Source organism: Streptomyces ambofaciens ATCC 23877, assembly GCF_001267885.1.
Lineage (GTDB): Bacteria > Actinomycetota > Actinomycetes > Streptomycetales > Streptomycetaceae > Streptomyces > Streptomyces ambofaciens.
In genome coordinates this window covers 6,979,381-6,997,127 of record NZ_CP012382.1, presented here as the reverse complement: position 1 = coordinate 6,997,127, position 17,747 = coordinate 6,979,381, and the positions used below count along the sequence as shown (strand labels likewise).

General features: G+C 70.0%; 11 protein-coding genes, 1 pseudogene and 2 CRISPR repeat arrays. Of the genes and pseudogenes, 11 read left to right on the top strand and 1 reads right to left on the bottom strand.

All coding sequences use genetic code 11. The features are described from left to right. The first annotated feature begins 31 nt into the window (after positions 1–31). The 9 genes from SAM23877_RS30770 to cas2e all read left to right on the top strand — a co-directional run bounded on the left by SAM23877_RS30770 (position 32) and on the right by cas2e (position 11,433). Positions 32–412 (top strand): hypothetical protein, encoded by a 381-nt coding sequence (locus SAM23877_RS30770; RefSeq protein ID WP_053140095.1) that lies wholly within the window; start codon positions 32–34, stop codon positions 410–412. A gap of 624 nt (positions 413–1,036) precedes the next feature. Beyond that, a CRISPR array of direct repeats spans positions 1,037–1,734; the repeat unit is 29 nt; unit sequence GGGACCATCCCCGCGGGTGCGGGGAGCAG. A 326-nt stretch (positions 1,735–2,060) separates the two neighbouring features. Beyond that, a complete protein-coding gene (gene cas3, locus SAM23877_RS40590) occupies positions 2,061–4,883 on the top strand; it encodes a CRISPR-associated helicase Cas3' (RefSeq protein ID WP_244903030.1) in 2,823 nt (940 codons plus the stop codon). Further along, positions 4,867–6,651 carry a type I-E CRISPR-associated protein Cse1/CasA gene (gene casA, locus SAM23877_RS40585; RefSeq protein WP_053140091.1) on the top strand — a complete coding sequence of 595 codons (1,785 nt, stop codon included), beginning with the start codon at positions 4,867–4,869 and terminating at the stop codon, positions 6,649–6,651. Before cas3 ends, casA begins: the two co-directional genes overlap by 17 nt. Continuing rightward, the gene (gene casB / locus SAM23877_RS30755; protein ID WP_053140089.1) at positions 6,648–7,385 is read left to right on the top strand and encodes a type I-E CRISPR-associated protein Cse2/CasB; all 738 of its coding nucleotides are present in this window, start codon (positions 6,648–6,650) and stop codon (positions 7,383–7,385) included. The genes casA and casB overlap by 4 nt, the downstream gene beginning before the upstream one ends. After that, positions 7,382–8,578: a type I-E CRISPR-associated protein Cas7/Cse4/CasC gene (cas7e, locus tag SAM23877_RS30750; RefSeq protein ID WP_053140087.1), complete on the top strand. Its 1,197-nt coding sequence runs from the start codon at positions 7,382–7,384 to the stop codon at positions 8,576–8,578. The genes casB and cas7e overlap by 4 nt, the downstream gene beginning before the upstream one ends. Beyond that, entirely contained in the window at positions 8,575–9,318 is a 744-nt protein-coding gene (gene cas5e, locus SAM23877_RS30745) for a type I-E CRISPR-associated protein Cas5/CasD (RefSeq protein WP_053140085.1), read from the top strand. Before cas7e ends, cas5e begins: the two co-directional genes overlap by 4 nt. Then, entirely contained in the window at positions 9,318–10,106 is a 789-nt protein-coding gene (gene cas6e, locus SAM23877_RS30740; RefSeq protein WP_053140083.1) for a type I-E CRISPR-associated protein Cas6/Cse3/CasE, read from the top strand. The genes cas5e and cas6e overlap by 1 nt, the downstream gene beginning before the upstream one ends. Continuing rightward, complete coding sequence (gene cas1e, locus SAM23877_RS30735; protein ID WP_053140081.1) at positions 10,103–11,074, top strand: type I-E CRISPR-associated endonuclease Cas1e; 972 nt, start codon at positions 10,103–10,105, stop codon at positions 11,072–11,074. The genes cas6e and cas1e overlap by 4 nt, the downstream gene beginning before the upstream one ends. Then, complete coding sequence (gene cas2e, locus SAM23877_RS30730) at positions 11,071–11,433, top strand: type I-E CRISPR-associated endoribonuclease Cas2e (RefSeq protein WP_053140079.1); 363 nt, start codon at positions 11,071–11,073, stop codon at positions 11,431–11,433. The genes cas1e and cas2e overlap by 4 nt, the downstream gene beginning before the upstream one ends. 92 nt (positions 11,434–11,525) lie before the next feature. Continuing rightward, positions 11,526–12,287: a CRISPR direct-repeat array (repeat unit 29 nt; unit sequence CTGCTCCCCGCACCCGCGGGGATGGTCCC). A gap of 249 nt (positions 12,288–12,536) precedes the next feature. Here cas2e and SAM23877_RS40090 read toward each other — a convergent pair. Then, positions 12,537–12,854, bottom strand: a complete 318-nt coding sequence (locus SAM23877_RS40090; RefSeq protein WP_053140077.1) for a hypothetical protein — start codon at positions 12,852–12,854, stop codon at positions 12,537–12,539. 591 nt (positions 12,855–13,445) lie between these two features. Here SAM23877_RS40090 and SAM23877_RS30720 point away from each other — a divergent pair. Continuing rightward, a complete protein-coding gene (locus SAM23877_RS30720; protein ID WP_244903029.1) occupies positions 13,446–16,787 on the top strand; it encodes an RHS repeat-associated core domain-containing protein in 3,342 nt (1,113 codons plus the stop codon). 279 nt (positions 16,788–17,066) lie between these two features. Beyond that, positions 17,067–17,276: pseudogene (locus SAM23877_RS42165) on the top strand (RHS repeat-associated core domain-containing protein); the annotation flags it as partial. Positions 17,277–17,747 lie beyond the last annotated feature (471 nt).

Sequence of the window (17,747 nt, the reverse complement as noted above, 5' to 3'; positions counted from 1 at the left end):
AAGGGATGCCGGACGACGCTACGATCACCGCATGCCGAGCGCTGATGAGATCTTGCAGAAGATGAGGGCACTTCAGGAACGTCGGGAAGCGGCCGTAGGCCCGCTGGTGGAGATTCTGGCCAGGCGGAGCAGGCTGCTGGAGCAGCTCGCCGAACTCGACGAGCCCTACGGCAAGGCGTACGTGGACGCCGAAGCGGCGGGGTGGACGCCGGAGGAACTGGCGAAGCTCGGTGCGGACGAGCCGGTGAAGCGGCCGCGGGTCCGCTCCAGGCGCTCGCGGCCGTCGACGAGAACGACCGGCGGCCAGTCGTCCGGGCCGGCCACCGAGGACGGCTCACTGGCGGGCGAGATCCCTTCTCAGAACGGCGCGGCTACAGCCGATGGCGCGACGCTGGGCGCCGCTTCCAGTTGACGACCCGTACGCGGACGATGCGCCCCGTGCCGGAGCCCTTCCTAGCGGTCGCTCCCCCATCGGCCGATCCGCGGTCCACCGACCTCATCAGCGTCACGGACGTACATCCGCTCACCATCGTGGCCACCCGTCCACTCCGTTCCTCACGAAATGGTTCGCGAGGCGCGCTGATGCCGTCGGAAGGAGGGCTGCTGGTGTCAGCCCCAGCCCTGCCGGCGGCGAGGCCGGACCCTCGACCACGGCGATGCGGACGGGGCTGAACAGCTCGACGGCCGGACCCGATCGCGGCAGCAGCTGCTCCCCCTCCACCACGACCGGACGGTGCTGTCTGCTCACGCGTCCGCGACGGCGACAGTACGGCGACCCGCCCGCGGACGGGGGCAGCCGGAAACCCGGACCGCAACCGCTTCCCCTTCCCCTCCCCGCCAGCCTGTCCATGCGCACAACAGCGATGCCGTCGGCCGGGGTCCGGCCCGCCATGTAAGCCCCGGCGGGATGCCGCCACAACGAGCGAGACCCTAAAGGGGTGGGGGTCAACGGCATAGCCTCCTCTGCCGGGCCGGAGCCCATCCCCGCAGGGCGCGGGGAGCAGGGTTGGACGGTGAACGCCGACGGCACCGCGGAGGGACCATCCCCGCGGGTGCGGGGAGCAGGTACTCGGCCGCGGTGTTGCCGCCCGTGCACTTGGGACCATCCCTGCGGGTGCGGGGAGCAGAGCAGATCAGCGGCTTCCTGGGTCCACTCCGAGGGACCATCCCCGCGGGTGCGGGGAGCAGGCCCTGACCATCGGAATGAACCGGCCCAAGCTGGGACCATCCCCGCGGGTGCGGGGAGCAGACGCCGATCTCGTCCGCTCGATCTGGGGCGCGGGGACCATCCCCGCGGGTGCGGGGAGCAGGGCCTACGAGGACACGTGGGGGCTGGACACGGCAGACCATCCCCGCGGGTGCGGGGAGCAGTTCCCACGTTTCTCCGGGGCCCCCGGAGTTTCGGGACCATCCCCGCGGGTGCGGGGAGCAGTGGTGTCAGGACCCGAACACCGTGTCGATGGCGGGACCATCCCCGCGGGTGCGGGGAGCAGACCCGTCGGACGCCGATGCGGTTCTCAACTCTGGGACCATCCCCGCGGGTGCGGGGAGCAGGGCCTGACCTGCGGCCTTTCTTCCGCCAATTGGGGACCATCCCCGCGGGTGCGGGGAGCAGCCCATGCCCGCGCCCTGCTTGGTGCGACGCGTGGGACCATCCCCGCGGGTGCGGGGAGCAGCTCACCCTGTACCAGGGCGAGACCGATCTGGGACCATCCCCGCGGGTGCGGGGAGCAGACTGTTTGACCTGCGAGTTTATTGGCGCTGGGGACGGTTTCCGAGCACTTTCCTTGATTCGGGTAAATGGGACATGCGTCGACTTCCGAGTCCGAGAGGCGTCGAAAATTAGCTGGTCATCCTACGTCTTGAGGGTGCCGCCTGCTGGCAGACCGTTCTCTTTTCTCGTTTCGGCGTGTGAAGCCGGGCTTTACCTGTATCAATCACTCATGACGGATGGGGGGAACGCCCGTTCCGGTCTGTTACGTCGGCTTGGGGGGCCGGCTAGGTCGGTTTGGGCGAAGCACGACTTCGACAGTGACGGTTGGCTGCCGTTGTGGCGGCACATGGAGGACAGTGCCGCAGTGGCCGGCCTGTTGTGGGACCGGTGGCTGCCCCAAGGCGTGCGGAAGCTGATCGCCGAGATATTGCCGCAGGGGGAACCGGACGCGCGGGCCCTCGCCGTATGGCTGGCCGGTGTGCACGACATCGGCAAGGCCACACCGGCGTTCGCGTGCCAGGTCGAGCAGCTCGCCGACGGGATGCGCGACCAAGGGCTGGAGATGCGTTCCGTGCGGGCCTTGGGGCCTGATCGCCGGATCGCGCCGCATGGACTGGCCGGGCAGGTGCTGCTGGGGGAATGGCTGGAGGAACGGCACGAGTGGGCGTCCGCTCGGACCGGGCAGTTCACGGTCGCTGTGGGCGGACATCACGGCGTGCCGCCCGAGCACGGGCAGATCAAGGCCCTGTACGAGCACGAGGAGTTGCTGCGCACACCCGGCGCGAGCAGCCGTGTCTGGCAGCGGGTGCAGACCGAACTGCTCGACGCCTGTGCCGAGCAGTTCGGTGTGGCCGGACGATTAGGTGAATGGCGACGGGTCAAGCTGCCGCAACCGGTGCAGGTGCTGCTCACCGCGCTGGTCATCGTCTCCGACTGGATCGCCAGCAATCCGGACCTCTTCCCGTACTTTCCCGATGGGGCGTCGCGCACTGGCCAGGAGCGTCTTGCCGCGGCCTGGGAGGGGCTGGACCTGCCGGAACCGTGGCGGGCCGAGAAAACGGACTGCAGCGCTCAGGAGCTGTTCGCCTCCCGGTTCGCCCTGCCGGCGGGAGCGGAGGTACGGCCCGTCCAGGAAACGGTCGTGGAACTCGCCCAGGAGTTGGAGGCGCCCGGTCTGATGATCGTCGAAGCGCCGATGGGTGAGGGGAAGACGGAAGCGGCACTCGCCGCGGCCGAGATCTTCGCGGCGCGCTCGGGTGCGGGCGGGGTGTTCTTCACCCTGCCCACCATGGCCACCGGCAACGCGATGTTTCCCCGTCTGCTCGACTGGCTGGACCGACTGCCGGGGGTGGCCGGCTCGCGCCACTCGGTGCATCTGGCCCACTCCAAAGCGGCTCTCAACGAGGACTTCGCCGGTCTGATGTCCCGTACGGGACAGGTCGAGGCCGTCGGCGTGGACGAAGCGCCGCCGGCCTCCCGGCACAAGTCGCAGGAGCGGCACCGCGCGGGAGCCGAACTCGTGGCGCATGCCTGGCTGCGGGGCCGTAAGAAGGCCATGCTGGCGTCGTTCGTCGCCGGCACGATCGACCAGTTGCTGTTCGCCGGGCTGAAGAGCAGACACCTGGCGCTGCGGCACCTCGCCGTGGCCGGGAAGGTCGTCGTCATCGACGAGGCGCACGCCTACGACTCCTACATGAGCGTGTACCTGGACCGGGTGCTGTCGTGGCTGGGTGCGTACCGGGTCCCGGTCGTGGTGCTGTCCGCGACGCTGCCGGCCTCACGCAGGCGTGAGCTGGTGACGGCGTACTCCGGTCGGGAGGAAACCCTGAGCTTCAGCTCCGAAGGGGCGGACGCGACCGTGTTGTCGGACGCGTATCCACTGCTGACCGCCGTCACTCTGGGTGGTGTGCCGATGGTCCGCCGCCCGCGGGCGTCCGCCCGGTCGTCGGGGGTGCGGGTGGAGCGGCTCGCCGACGGCGTGGGCGTCCTGGCCGACCGGCTGGAGGGCGAGCTGGCCGACGGCGGGTGTGTCCTGGTGATCCGGAACACGGTCAGACGGGTGCTGGAAACGGCGCGCGCGCTGCGCGACCGGTTCGGTGCCGGGGATGTGACCGTCGCCCACTCGTGCTTCGTCGATCTCGACCGGGCGGGCAAGGACAGGGAACTGCTCCGTCTTTTCGGGCCTCCGGAGAAGACGGACGCGAGGCCCTCGGGCCGGCACATCTTGGTGGCGAGCCAGGTCGCCGAGCAGTCCCTGGACGTCGACTTCGACCTGCTGGTCAGCGACCTGTGCCCGGTCGACCTGCTCCTGCAGCGCATGGGCCGCCTGCACCGCCACCGGCGCGGACCAGGGCAGCGGGAGCGGCCGGAACGTCTGCGCATCGCGCGCTGCCTGGTGACGGGGGTGGATTGGACCGCGGACGTGCCCGCTCCGGTGCGGGGGTCGGTCGCGGTGTACGGGCAGCACGCCCTGCTGCGGTCAGCCGCGGTACTCCTCCCCCACCTGGACGGCGGATCCCGGCGCCCCGTACGGCTTCCGACGGACATCAGCCCACTCGTACAGGAGGCTTACGGGGACGGGCCGGTCGGGCCTGACCACTGGCAGGACGCCATGAAGGCAGCGGGCGAGCGGTTCGAGCGGCACCGCGACGATCAGGCCGAGCGCGCTGCCGTGTTCCGTCTGGGAGACGTGGGCAGAGCGGGACGGCCGCTGTTCGGCTGGGTCGCCGCCGGTGTGGGGGACACCGACGACACCCGTGCCGGGCGCGCGCAGGTCCGGGACAGTCGGGACAGCCTTGAGGTCGTGGTGGTCCAGCGGCGCGAGGACGGGAGTCTCGCCGCCCTGCCGTGGCTCGAGGCGGACGGCAGGGGACGCCGACGCGCGGGCCTCGAACTGCCGCAGGACGCGACGCCGACGCCGTTCGCGGCCCGTACGGCGGCGAGCTGCGGGCTGCGGCTCCCCTTGCAGTTCTCCGGCGAGACGATGGACCGGGCGATCGAGGAACTGGAGCGGCTGTACCTGCCCAAGTGGCAGGGCAAGGACAGCCCTTGGCTCTCCGACCAGCTGATTCTCGCTCTCGACGAGGACTGTCAGACCCACCTGGCAGGGTTTGCACTCCGCTACAGCCCCAGTGACGGTCTTGAGGTGACCCGTGACGCAGACGACTGAGCCCTCCGATGCCGGCGCGGGCGGGGGTGAGGTGCTGTCCTTCGACTTGACCAGCCGACCATGGATCGCTGTGCTGCGGTGTGACGGCTCCGAGGATGAGCTGTCGCTCCGCCAGGTCTTCGCCCAGGCCGATGATGTGCGGTGCGTCGTGGGTGAACTGGCCACCCAGGAGTTCTCCCTGGTCCGCCTCCTTCTGGCCGTCGCGCACGACGCCCTGGACGGTCCTGGCGACATCGAGGACTGGGCGGACCTGTGGGAGGACCGTGACTGCTTCGCTCCGGTACAGGCGTACCTGGAGCGGCAGCGCGAGCGGTTCGACCTCCTGCACCCCGTCTCGCCGTTCATGCAGACCGCCGGCCTGCGGACGGTCAAGGACGAGGTCTTCTCCCTCAACCGGATCGTGGCCGACGTACCGGCCGGGGAGCCCTTCTTCAGCGCGCGGATGCCGAACGTCGAGCGCCTCACCTTCGCCGAGGCGGCGCGTTGGGTCGTCCACGTCCACGCCTACGACACGTCCGGCATCAAGACCGGCATGGTCGGCGACGAGAGGGTCAAGGGCGGCAAGGTGTACCCGCTCGGCACCGGCTGGGCAGGCGGGCTGGGCGGCGTCTTCGTCGAGGGCGCCACCCTGCGCGAGACCCTGCTGCTCAACCTGGTCGCGGCGGACACCGAGAAGCTGGAGTTCACCCCCGCCGACCTGCCGGCCTGGCGCTGTGAGCCCTGCGGGCCGGGCTCCGACGGACGGTCCGCGACAGGGCTGCGTGATCTGTACACATGGCAGTCGCGCCGGGTGCGTCTGCACCACGACGCCGATGGTGTCCACGGGGTCGTCCTCGGCTACGGCGATCCGCTGGTCCCCCGGAACATGCACGGCCGTGAGCCGATGACCGCGTGGCGGCGCAGCCCCGCGCAGGAGAAGAAGCTCGGGCAGTCCCCCGTGTATCTGCCGCTGGAACACGATCCGGCCCGTTCGGCCTGGCGGGGCATCGCCGCGCTCCTCGCCGACCGGCTGGAAGACACCGGCGGTGCCGAGGGGGCCTCGCGGTTGCGGCCGCGGATCCTCGAGTGGGTCGCGCGGTTGGTGACCGAGAACCACCTGCCCCGCCGCTTCCTCGTCCGCGCCCGGGTGGCGGGTGTCAGGTACGGGACCCAGCAGTCCGTGGTCGACGAGGTGGTCGACGACCGCTTGGCGATGCCGGTCGTCCTGCTGCACGGGCAGGACCCCTCCTACGCCAGGCAGGCCATCGCCGCGGCCGAGGACGCCGACAGGGCGGTACGGGTCCTGGGCGACCTCGCGGCCGACCTGGCCCGGGCGGCCGGATCCGATCAGGAGGGGCCGAAGGCCGTCGCCCGGGCCGAGGCCTTCGACGCGCTGGATCATCGCTACCGCGGCTGGCTGGCCCACATGGCGGAGGTGCCCGACCCCTTCGAGCACCGGCACGCCTGGCAGCGCCAGGTGTGGCAGGTGGTGAGCAGTCTCGGCGACGGTCTCATCGCCGCCGCGGGGGAAGCGGCCTGGGAGGGGCGGATGCACACCGACAGCCGGGGCGGCACCCATTGGCTGAACGCCGGTCTGGCCGACGTGTGGTTCCGGGGACGCCTGGCCAGGGCTCTGGGGGACCCGGACGCACAGGGCTCGCCCGGCTCCGGCGAGAGGGGCTCCGGCGAGAGGGGCACCGCCTCGCCCGACGACGGTCCGTCCGTCCCGGGGCCCGCCGGCCCGACGGAGACCGAACACGCCGTGACCGAACCGGAGGTGCACGTATGACCACCACCCCATCCACATCCGCCCCGGCCTCCGCAGCCCCGGTGCATCAGCGGGTCGCGGAGCTCGCCGCCGCGCTCATCGCCTCCTGGCAGGAGGGGTACCTCAAGGACAGGTCCCCGGCGGTCGCCGCTCTCGCCCGGCTGCGTCGCGGCGCGGGCCGTGAGGCGGGCGAGACACCCGATCTGTGGAGCCTGATCGACACCGGCCCGCTCCACGCTCCGGCCGAGGGGTCGCGGCAGCTGAGCGAGCGGGAACTGGAGCGTGCCGAGAGCGCGCTGCACGCGGCCCTCACCCTGTGGGCGTTCCATCAGCAGTCCCGCGGCGTCCCCATGCACCGCCGGCACACCCGTGAACGGCCGGGCGGTCTGGGCGCGGCGGTCCGACGGCTCATGCCGGCCGACGGCACCGACGCCCCCGTCCGCAAGCGCCTGGTCCGCGCGGGTACCGCCCCCGACCTCTCCACGCTCACCCAGCGGCTGCGCGACATCGTCGCCCTGCTGCGCGGCGCGAAGACTCCGGTCCCGCTCGACTACGGGCTCCTCGCCGGCCAGCTCTACCTCTGGCAGTGGCCCGACGGCCCCGCCGCCGTGCGCCGCCGGTGGGGCCGCTCCTTCCACGAACTGCCGCGGACCCTGCCGGACAGCGAGAAGAACACGGCTCCGGCCTCCGAGAAGAACACCACCCCGGCCTCCGACGAGAACACCACCCCGGACACCGACAAGGACGCCTCGTGAACCGCATCTTCCTGGACGTGCACGCCCTGCAGACCGTCCCGCCCAGCAACCTCAACCGCGACGACACGGGCGCGCCCAAGACGGCCGTCTACGGCGGAGTCCCCCGCGCCCGTGTCTCCAGCCAGGCGTGGAAGCGGGCCATCCGCACCTGCTTCGCGGACGAGCACCTGCTCGACCCCGCCGAGCTGGGTGTGCGGACGAAGAAGATCGTGGAGCTCCTGGCCGACCGGATCGCCGGGCTCGACCCGGCCGTCGAGCGGGAGACGGCGCTGAAGCTCGCCGACGAGGCGGTGCGGGCCGCCGGCTTCAAGACCGAGGTCCCCAAACGAAAGGCCGACCAGGCGAAGAAGGACGACGCTCCCGTCCCCGCCCCGGAGGCCAAGTACCTGGTCTTCCTCAGCTCCCGGCAGCTCGACGGCATGGCCCGCCTCGCGCTGGAAGGCGCCGCCGACATCACGGCGTTCCTGAGGAAGAAGGAGAACAAGGCCCGGGCCAAGGAACTCGCGGACACCCGCCACTCCGTGGACATCGCCCTCTTCGGACGGATGGTCGCCGATGTCGCCGACATCAACGTCGACGCCGCCGTGCAGGTCGCCCACGCCCTCAGCGTCCACCGGGTCGACAACGAGTCCGACTACTACACGGCCGTGGACGACGAGAACACCGACGAGGAGACCGGCGCCGGAATGATCGGCACCATCGACTTCAACTCCGCGACCCTCTACCGATACGCCGCCCTCGGCGTGCACCTGCTCGCCGACAACCTCGGCCAGGGCCTGCGCGACGACGAACCGCGCACCGAGCCGGTCCGCCGGGCCGTCGAGGCGTTCGTGCAGGCCTTCGTCGACTCGCTGCCCACCGGGAAGATCAACACCTTCGGTCACCACACCGAGCCCGACGCCGTCGTCGTCAAGCTCCGCACCACCCGCCCCATCAGTTACGTCGCCGCCTTCGAGGATCCGGTCCGCAGCGACGGCGGCGGTCACCTGCGCGAGGCCGCCGACCGGCTCGCCGCCTACGCCTCGGACGTCGAGCGTGCCTACGGCGACCCCGACACCACCCTCACCTGGGTTCTGCGCGTCGGCCCCGCCACGCAGAAGATCGCCGACCTCGGAACCGAGGCATCGACGCTGCGCGAGCTGGCCGCCGCTGTGGGGCAGGCCGTCACCGAACGCCTGGAGAAGCCCGCATGAGCCACACCGGCGTGCTCGTGCTGCGCCTGGCAGGCCCCCTGCAGTCCTGGGGGGCCTCTTCCCGCTTCACCCGCCGCACCACCGAATCCGCCCCCACCAAGAGCGGCATCGTCGGCCTGCTCGCCGCGGCCGCCGGCATCGAACGCGGCGACGACACGCGCCTGGCCCCCCTCGCGGCTCTGCGGTTCGGAGTCCGCATCGACCAGCCCGGCACACGCATCCGGGACTTCCACACCGCCCGCCACGGCGTCACCGGGGCGTCCATGCCGCTGTCCGAGCGGTTCTACCTCGCCGACGCCGTCTTCGTCGCCGCCGTCGAGGGAGACCAACGCCTGATCGCCGGCCTGCACGACGCCCTGCGCTCCCCGGTCTACGCACCGTTCCTCGGTCGGCGTTCGTGTCCGCCTGCCGAACCGGTCGATCTCGGGCGATACGAGGAGACGACGCTCGAGGACGCGCTGACGAGCGTGCCGTGGCAGGCCTCCGCCTGGTACCGCAGACGCCACCGATCCCCGCAGACCCTGACCGTACTGCGCGAGACCACCGCCACCGAGTCCACCGATGCGGCCGACGTCCTGCGCGACCAGCCGGTCAGCTTCGACGCCGCTCACCGCCGGCATGCGCTGCGCACCGTCGTCACCACCGCCGTCCCCACTCCCCTCCCCGCGGGCGACGGCAGCCCGCACGGCACGCACGACCCGTTCGCCGCCCTCGACGACCTGGAGAATGAGAGCGCCTGATGTTCCTCTCCCGCTTCCGCGTCAACACGGCGCGGCCCGGCGCTCGCCGCCTGCTGTCCTCGCCCCAGGCCATGCACGCGGCCGTCATGTCCTCCTTCCCCCACATCCTGCCCTCCGACAGCCCGCAGCCCGAGGCCCCGCGCGTCCTGTGGCGCCTGGACCAGCGGGCCCGCGCCGAGGTCTTGCTGTACGTCGTCAGCCCCGACCGTCCCGACCTGACGCACCTGGTGGAGCAGGCCGGATGGCCCGCCGTCGCCGACCGCGAGAACCCCGGCTGGCAGACACGGCCCTACGCTCCCCTGCTCGACCGCCTGGCCGCCGGCGACCGCTGGGCGTTCCGGCTGACGGCGAATCCCGTGCACACCGTCCGCCGCAAGGAGGGCGAACCCCGCAAGCTCACCGCCCACCTCACGCCCGTCCACCAGATGGGCTGGCTGCTCGACGAGGAACGCCAGAAGCGTCTCGGCTTCCGCGTCTGCGAGAAGCCGGCAGGCCGACGCCTCCTGCCCGAGGGCACCACCCACCACAAGCACCCCCACCCCGGCGACCGCTACGAACTGACCATCAGGGACACGCGATCCCTCGCCTTCGACAAGTCCCGCGGCCCCGGCGCCCGCCGGGACAAGCCGGTCACGGTCGTCACCGTCACGTTCGAAGGCCGGCTGGAGGTCACCGACCCCGCCACCATGCGCCGCACCCTCACCCAGGGCATCGGCCGGGCCCGCGCCTACGGCTGCGGCCTGCTCACCCTGGCCCCCGCCACCCAGCCCGGTCACCGAGCACCGTGAGCAGCGTCTCCCGGCGCCCGGCGCTCACTCCCCGGCAGCTCACCCGCACCGGCGAACGCCTCTCCTTCGTCTACCTGGAACGCTGCACGGTCCACCGCGACGCCAACGCCATCACGGCCCAGGACGCCGAAGGCACCACCCACATCCCCTCGGCGACCATCGGCACCCTCCTCCTCGGCCCCGGTACCCGCGTCACCCACCAGGCCATGAGCGTGCTCGGAGAGACCGGCGCGGCAGTCTGCTGGGTCGGCGAACACGGCGTGCGCTACTACGCCTCCGGCCGCGCCCTCAGCCGCTCCTCCGCCCTGATGGAGGCCCAGGTCCGGCAATGGGCCAGTCAACGCAGCCGCCTCGCTGTGGCCCGAGCGATGTACCGGCTGCGCTTTCCGGACGAGGACCCCGCCGGCCTCACCCGGCACGAACTCCTCGGCCGCGAGGGCAAGCGGGTCAAGGACTGCTACCGCACCGAGACCGCCCGCACCGGCGTCACCTGGCGCGGCCGCCGCTACACCCCCGGCGACTTCACCAGCGGTGACCCCGTCAACCAGGCCACCACCGCCGCCGCCCAGTGCATGTACGGCATCGCCCACGCCGTCGTCACCTCCCTGGGCTGCAGCCCGGCCCTCGGCTTCATCCACTCCGGCCACGAACTGTCCTTCGTCCTGGACGTCGCCGACCTCTACAAGACAGAGATCGGCATCCCGCTCGCCTTCGACGTGGCCGCCCAGGACGAGGAGGACACCGGCCCCCGCACCCGACGCGCCCTACGGGACCGCATCAACGAGACGTCCCTCCTGAACCGATGCGTCGACGACATCAAACGCCTGCTCCTTCCGGACACAGCGGGCCCGACGACCGCCCCGGGCGACGACCGGGACGTAGTCACCCTCCAGAGCGACCGTGGCCACCAGGTCGCCTCCGGCATCAACTACGACGGCCCCGAGGACTACGGGGACGACCTCTGGTGACCGCCATCGTCCTCACCAACTGCCCCGCCGGACTACGCGGCTTCCTCACACGCTGGCTGCTGGAAATCTCCGCGGGCGTCTTCGTGGGCAACCCCTCGGCACGGGTCCGCGACGCCCTCTGGGAAGAGGTCCAGCAGTACGCGGGTCAGGGCCGCGCCCTGCTGGCCCACACCACGAACAACGAACAGGGCTTCACTTTCCGCACCCACGACCACGCCTGGCACCCGACCGACCACGAAGGCATCACCCTGATCCACCGCCCCGACCCGAAAGCACCCACCACCGACCCCGCTCCCCGCAACAGCCCACCATCAGGCTGGAGCAGAGCCTCCAAACGCCGACGATTCGGTAGGGGCTGATGCACATCGAGCGACTTATATCCCATTTACCCGAATCGAAGAAGCTGCTCGAAAACAGCCTGCGGCCTCAGTAAACCCGCAGGTCATCCAGTCTGCTCCCCGCACCCGCGGGGATGGTCCCCTGCCAGCACACCCACTGGACGCCCCCCGCCGCTGCTCCCCGCACCCGCGGGGATGGTCCCCATCCCCGCGCTGACCGCGGTTGTGGGTGGACCTGCTCCCCGCACCCGCGGGGATGGTCCCGAGACACAGCTCGACCTCTTCCCCGGCGAGACCTGCTCCCCGCACCCGCGGGGATGGTCCCCACGCCTCCACGCGGGCGCCGATCTCGTAGGCCTGCTCCCCGCACCCGCGGGGATGGTCCCGCGCCGTTGGCGTCCAGCAGCGTGAGGTCCATCTGCTCCCCGCACCCGCGGGGATGGTCCCGCGCCGTTGGCGTCCAGCAGCGTGAGGTCCATCTGCTCCCCGCACCCGCGGGGATGGTCCCCCACAGCGCCGTGGTGGTGCCTTGCACGCGCTCTGCTCCCCGCACCCGCGGGGATGGTCCCCGGGCCCTCGCCCGCGCCGGATCAGGGCAGGGCTGCTCCCCGCACCCGCGGGGATGGTCCCCGGGCCGCGTTCAACGCCGCCCAGGACCAGGTCTGCTCCCCGCACCCGCGGGGATGGTCCCGGGGCAGGCCGGGCTGCCGTTTGCGCGGCAGTCCTGCTCCCCGCACCCGCGGGGATGGTCCCAAGGTCCGGTGCGTGGACGTCGACCCGGTCACCTGCTCCCCGCACCCGCGGGGATGGTCCCTCTGGGCACGAGCAACGTTCCTGTTCTCGCCCCTGCTCCCCGCACCCGCGGGGATGATCCCGCCAGCGGCACGGACCCGCGGAACGCGAAGCACTGCTCCCCGCACCCCTGAGGGCTCCCCCGGCCAGAAGGCGCTGAAGCGAGCCTCGAACAGCTGGTGAGCCACCCCGTCGAGCCGCACAGCGCGAGCTCGGTATGCGCACAGGGTGCCGAACGCCGGCCTGCTCGGGTCCGCGCGAGGCTTCAGCAGCGGCCAGGTCCGCTTTTGCGCGGGATACGGCTTGCTGCGAGCACCTGAACGCAGCGCGCTCTACGCGGCCTGGTCCCAGCTGTCCGGGAGGGTGTCCTCGTCGGTCGGGTGCTGTGTGGCCTTCTCGCGGATGCGCAGGATGGCCCAGGCCGGGATGGACAGGCCGGTGAGGTACCAGGGCAGGGGCCACAGGGCGCCCCACCACGGCCCTTGCGGTGTCAGGAGCAGGTCGGTGGCGGCGGTGGCCATGCTGGCGGCGAGGCTCCAGCACAGCAGGCGTCCGGCCCGCTGCACGGCATGGGTGGTCGTCCGGCGTGCGGCAGAGGAGCGCCGGCGGGTGGGGTTGGAGCAGGGCATGCGTCTGCCCAGTGCGTTCATCGAGAACGTCCTTCACAGCAGGGGTGGTTGCCGCGGGCTGGGGGACCACGCATACGGGACGGGAGAAGTGTGCATTCCGTGAAGTCGTGCATGCGGGGACGTCTCGCGTCTGCCGCCTGGTCTGAGACAACTTGCCCAGACAGCGCTTTCCGTCCATGACCGGCGACGATGATCGACGGGCGACGCCCGGCAACACAGGAAGCAGGTGTGAACCTGGCCGAAAAGAAGCGGCTGCTGACCTCGCCTTTCACGGAGAACGCCCAGCTCACAGGTTTTCGGACAAGGTGCTCGCGGCGAGCGGTGACAGAACCATCAATTCCGCCCAGGTCGCACGTCGATTCGGGCGTATATGTCATGACGACGCCTGACGAAGCGGCGGGGCTCATTCCGGCCCGCATGCCCGGGACGTTTAGGGGGACGCCGCGCCATTTTGTGTGCTTCTTGTGACAACTTGTGCGTCGCCGGTGACCGACTGAACGTCTGACTTCCTGTGGGGGGAAGCTGATGATCTCGCGTGCTGGAAGCACGCCGTTTCGGCGTGCCCGGAGAACACACAGAACCGCTCTCGTCTCGGCGATCACCACGGCCGCCGTGGTGATCGCCGCGGCTCCCGGCCTGGCGGCGACACCGAAGCCCGAGCTACCGCAGCCGGAAAGCCCGTGGACGAAGCCGACCAAGGTGGAAGCGCCCGCGACACCGGCCGGCTCGATCACGGCGCCGGAATCGGAGGCCGAAGCCAAACCGCCGGCCGATGTCGCAGCCTGGAGGGCAGCGCAGAAGGCCCGTGCCACCGGCGAGGAACCGGCCAAGGACTCGGCGTCCCGCTCGGCGGCTACCGCTGCCGCGGCGTCCGACTACCTGCCCGAAGGCCAGGGCGAGGTGCCCTGGCACCAGATCCTCGACACCCGCCTCAACGACGCGCTCGTCGCTCGCATGAACATCTCCAACGGCAACCTGATGCTCGCCGCCACCGACTTCGACATCGCCGGCGTCGGCCAGAAACTCCAGCTCACCCGCACCTACAACTCCCTCGAAGCCCCGTGGGGGAAGGTGTCGCAGCGCTGGTGGCAGGCATACGAGCGCTACCTGCAGATCAACGACGGCGAGGTCGACGCCTTCGACGCCACCGGCGCCCTGCTGCGCTTCACCGCCAAGACGGACGGCGGCTACACCACCCCAGCCGGCTACTCCAAGGACCTGAAGAAGAACGCGGACGGCACCTACACCCTCACCGACCGCAAGTCCGGCACCAAAGACACCTACAACGAACACGGCACCCTGACGAAGGTCACGGACAAGAACAAGGGCACGATCACCGTCGACCAGCACGACGAAGGCGCCGAGCACAAGGGCTTCAAGCTCACCGAGACCCGCTCGGGTCGCTGGATCGACCTCGTCAAGACCTACCCGAACCAGTGGCAGGCCAAGGACCACACCGGCCGCACCGCCGTCCTCGACCTCGACAGCGCGGGCAACCTCGCCAAGGTCACCGACACCGCCGGCAAAGCCACCACCTACGACTACGACTCCTCCCGCCGCGTGACGAAGGTGACCACCCCCGAAGGCACCGTCACCCTGTTCACCTACGACAGCCACAACCGCGTCACCTCCATGCAACGCGCCACCGAGTCCTCGTCGACCGGTCACACGGGCCCGACCTGGCGCTACGACTACAGCGCGGCCACCCCCTCCGACGCCGGCACCACGACCGTGACGGACCCGGACGGCGACGAGACGATCTACACGCACAACGCCGACGGCGAGGTCACCAAGGTCACCGACCCCCTCGACCACTCACGCCACTCCACCTACAAGAACCACCTCACCCAGACCGCGATCGACGCGATGGGCACCGGCACGGACGGCACCGGCGGCAACACCACCACCTACGGCTGGGACGGCCGCAACAACGCCGTCTCCCAGAAGCTCCCGCTCGGGGCGACGGCGTCCGTGACGGCGTACCAGACGGTCGCCGGCACCGACCTGCCCAACGACTTCACCACCGCGGACGGCCGCAAGGACTCCTTCAAGTACGACGCCAACGGCAACACGATGTCGGTGACGACGTCGGGCACCGCCGGCGGCACCCGCGAGTACACCTACAACGAAGCCACCCCCAAGTGCGGCGGCTTCGAGGGCCAGCGCTGCACCGCCAAGGACGCGGGCGGCAAGGTCACCTCCTTCACCTACGACGACCACGGCAACCTGTGGAAGGTGAAGCCGCCAGCCCCGCTGGGCGAGACGACCAACACCTACGACGCACTGGGCAGGGTCGAGACCGTCACCGACGGCCGCGGCATCAAAACCGTCTACACCTACGACAACCGCGACCGCGTGCGCGAGGTCTCCTCCGCCAACTCCACCGTCACCTACACCTACGACGGTGACGGCAACGTCAAGACCCGCACCGACGCCTCCGGCACCACCACCTGGGAGTACGACAAGCTCAACCGCGAGAAGCGCCGCACCCTGCAAAACGGCGCCCAGACTGCCCTCGCCTACACCCCCGGCGGCGATGTCGACTTCTACACCGACCCGACCGGGACGACGGACTACACCTGGGACGCGGCCGGCCGCCTCGATCACCTGACGGCGCCGGACGGCAAGAAGACCGACTTCGAGTACAACAACAACGACAAGCGCACCAAGACCGTCTACCCCGGCGGCACCACCCAGGCGGTCACCATCGACAAGAACGGCCGCCCGGAGAAGATCAAGACCACCTCCGGTACTCAAACCTTCATCGACCTCACCTACAGCTACACGAGCGCGGGCAAGGACACCACCAAGATCCGCACCCGCACCGACAACCTCACCCAGTACAAGACCACCTACACCTACGACTCCCAGGACCGCCTCACCTACGCCCTGGAAGCCGACTCCGCCGGTGCGCGGAAGGCGTCGTGGCTGTACTGCTTCGACAAGGCCGGAAACCTCACCAGCCGGGACGGCAGCAAGAACACCTGCCCCGGCGCCACCACGTACACCTACAACGACGCCTCACAGCTGACCGGCAAGAACGGGACCGCGACCGGCTGGTCCTACGACAAGCTCGGCAACGAAACCGCCGCAGCCGACACCACCCCGCGTACCGGCGAGTCGTGGACCGACTACAGCCAGCTGGCCGGCATCACCACCGGCGGCAAGACCTACGACCTGGTCCACGCCGGCACCACCAACGCGGAGCGCACCAAGCTAGGCGACACGTGGTTCCACCACACGGCCCTCGGCCTCGCCTCCACGACCACCAGCGGTGTGGACACCGGATTCATCCGCGAACCGGCGGGCACGTTGAACTCCATGACGACTGGGGGGAAGTCCTACTACTACCTCACCGACGCCACCGGCAACGTCCTCGGTCTCGCCGACGACGCGGGCAAGCGCACCCACACCTACGCATACGGACCCACGGGCCTGCCTCGCGGCACCACCACCGAGGCCGTCCCCCAGCCGTACCGCTACGCGGGCGCCTACGCCGACCCGACCGGCCTGTACAAGATGGGCCACCGCTACTACGACCCCACCCTCGGCCGCTTCACCCAACCCGACCCCTCCGGCCAGGAGAAGAACGCGTACCTCTATGCGGCCGGTGACCCCATCAACAACAGCGATCCGAGTGGGTTGTTGTCTCTCGGCGGAGTACTCGAAGGCGTCGGCATCGGCTTGACGCTGGGTGCGCTCGTGGCTTCGGGGCCTTTGGGTATCGGCCTTGGCGTAGCAGCGGCTGGTGCAGACATCGCAGGTGCTGCTGTCAGCGGTGCCTCCGGATCCGAGATCGCGGGAGTGGCTGTGGTCAGTGCATTCACTCTTGGTGTCGGGGGTGGCGCGTCAGCGTTGGCGAAGGGAAGCGGAGCTGCCGGCAGGGCTGCCACCGGAGTCGACGCTGGGTATGCGGCTCTCGGCTACGGAGCCAACAAGTTGATCACTAGCTAGGGAGTATGCAGCATGATCTTCGCAGCGGGCGGCGCAAGCGGCGGTAGCACGGTCATCAGTGTCATCCTGGGCATCGCCTTTCTCATCGGAATCGTGCTGATCGTCGTGGCCAAGAATCGCAGGCGGTGACTGAAAGAGACCAGCACAGGGCGCCCCAGTCCTTATCGCGTGTCACTCAGCGCGATATGTTGGCGCTGATTCGGTGAAGCCGCGATGCAAGGGCCTCGGAACCGTTTCGAGGCCCTTGCGTGTGTCGCGTCTTTTCTCGGCAGAGCCACCACCGAGGCCGTCCCCCAGCCCTACCGCTGCGCGGGCACCTACGCCGACCCGACCGGCCTGTACAAGATGGGGCACCGCTACTACGACCCCACCCTCGGCCGCTTCACCCAACCCGACCCCTCCGGCCAGGAAACCAACCCCTACCTGTACGCCGTCGGCGACCCTGTAAACCTGGTGGACCCGACGGGACTTTTCCCCACACCTGACATCCCTGACTGGCTCAAGAACGGCACGAAAAAAGTTGGGAGCGTCTTCGGAAAGTATTCGAAGCCCGCAGATGTCATCGGGTTGGCATGCTACGTGAACAACTCGGTTCGAGATGACGACCCGGTAGCGTGGCAAAATCTCAATCGTGATGCGGGACAGGCTCTTTCCTGCCAAAGCAATTGGGCTGCCCGGAAATTCCGACTCCCACCTCTGGCAGAACAATTCGAAGGATCGGTTGCAGCCAGGGCTGGGACTGCTCCCACCCTGGCTGCGCTTCGCCGTATGCAGCCCCAGAAAGAATCCAATACGAGGACTCGCCCAGAGGAGGATAAGTGAAGAGTTTGAGCCGTGAACTTCCCGCCATCATCGGCGTTTCTGCCGCTTGGGGGGTCATTATCTTCCTTGGTGCGTTGGTGTTCACAGACGCAAGTGCGGGGCAGTCCGCCTCGAACGGACTCGGTGGGGCTCTCATGT

Excerpts from the sequence above, each read along its gene's own strand:
- SAM23877_RS30770 (WP_053140095.1), top strand. The coding sequence starts at position 32 with ATGCCGAGCGCTGATGAGATCTTGCAGAAGATGAGGGCACTTCAGGAA.
- cas6e (WP_053140083.1), top strand. The coding sequence starts at position 9,318 with ATGTTCCTCTCCCGCTTCCGCGTCAACACGGCGCGGCCCGGCGCTCGC.
- casB (WP_053140089.1), top strand. The coding sequence starts at position 6,648 with ATGACCACCACCCCATCCACATCCGCCCCGGCCTCCGCAGCCCCGGTG.
- cas5e (WP_053140085.1), top strand. The coding sequence starts at position 8,575 with ATGAGCCACACCGGCGTGCTCGTGCTGCGCCTGGCAGGCCCCCTGCAG.
- cas3 (WP_244903030.1), top strand. The coding sequence starts at position 2,061 with ATGGAGGACAGTGCCGCAGTGGCCGGCCTGTTGTGGGACCGGTGGCTG.
- SAM23877_RS40090 (WP_053140077.1), bottom strand. The coding sequence starts at position 12,854 with ATGAACGCACTGGGCAGACGCATGCCCTGCTCCAACCCCACCCGCCGG.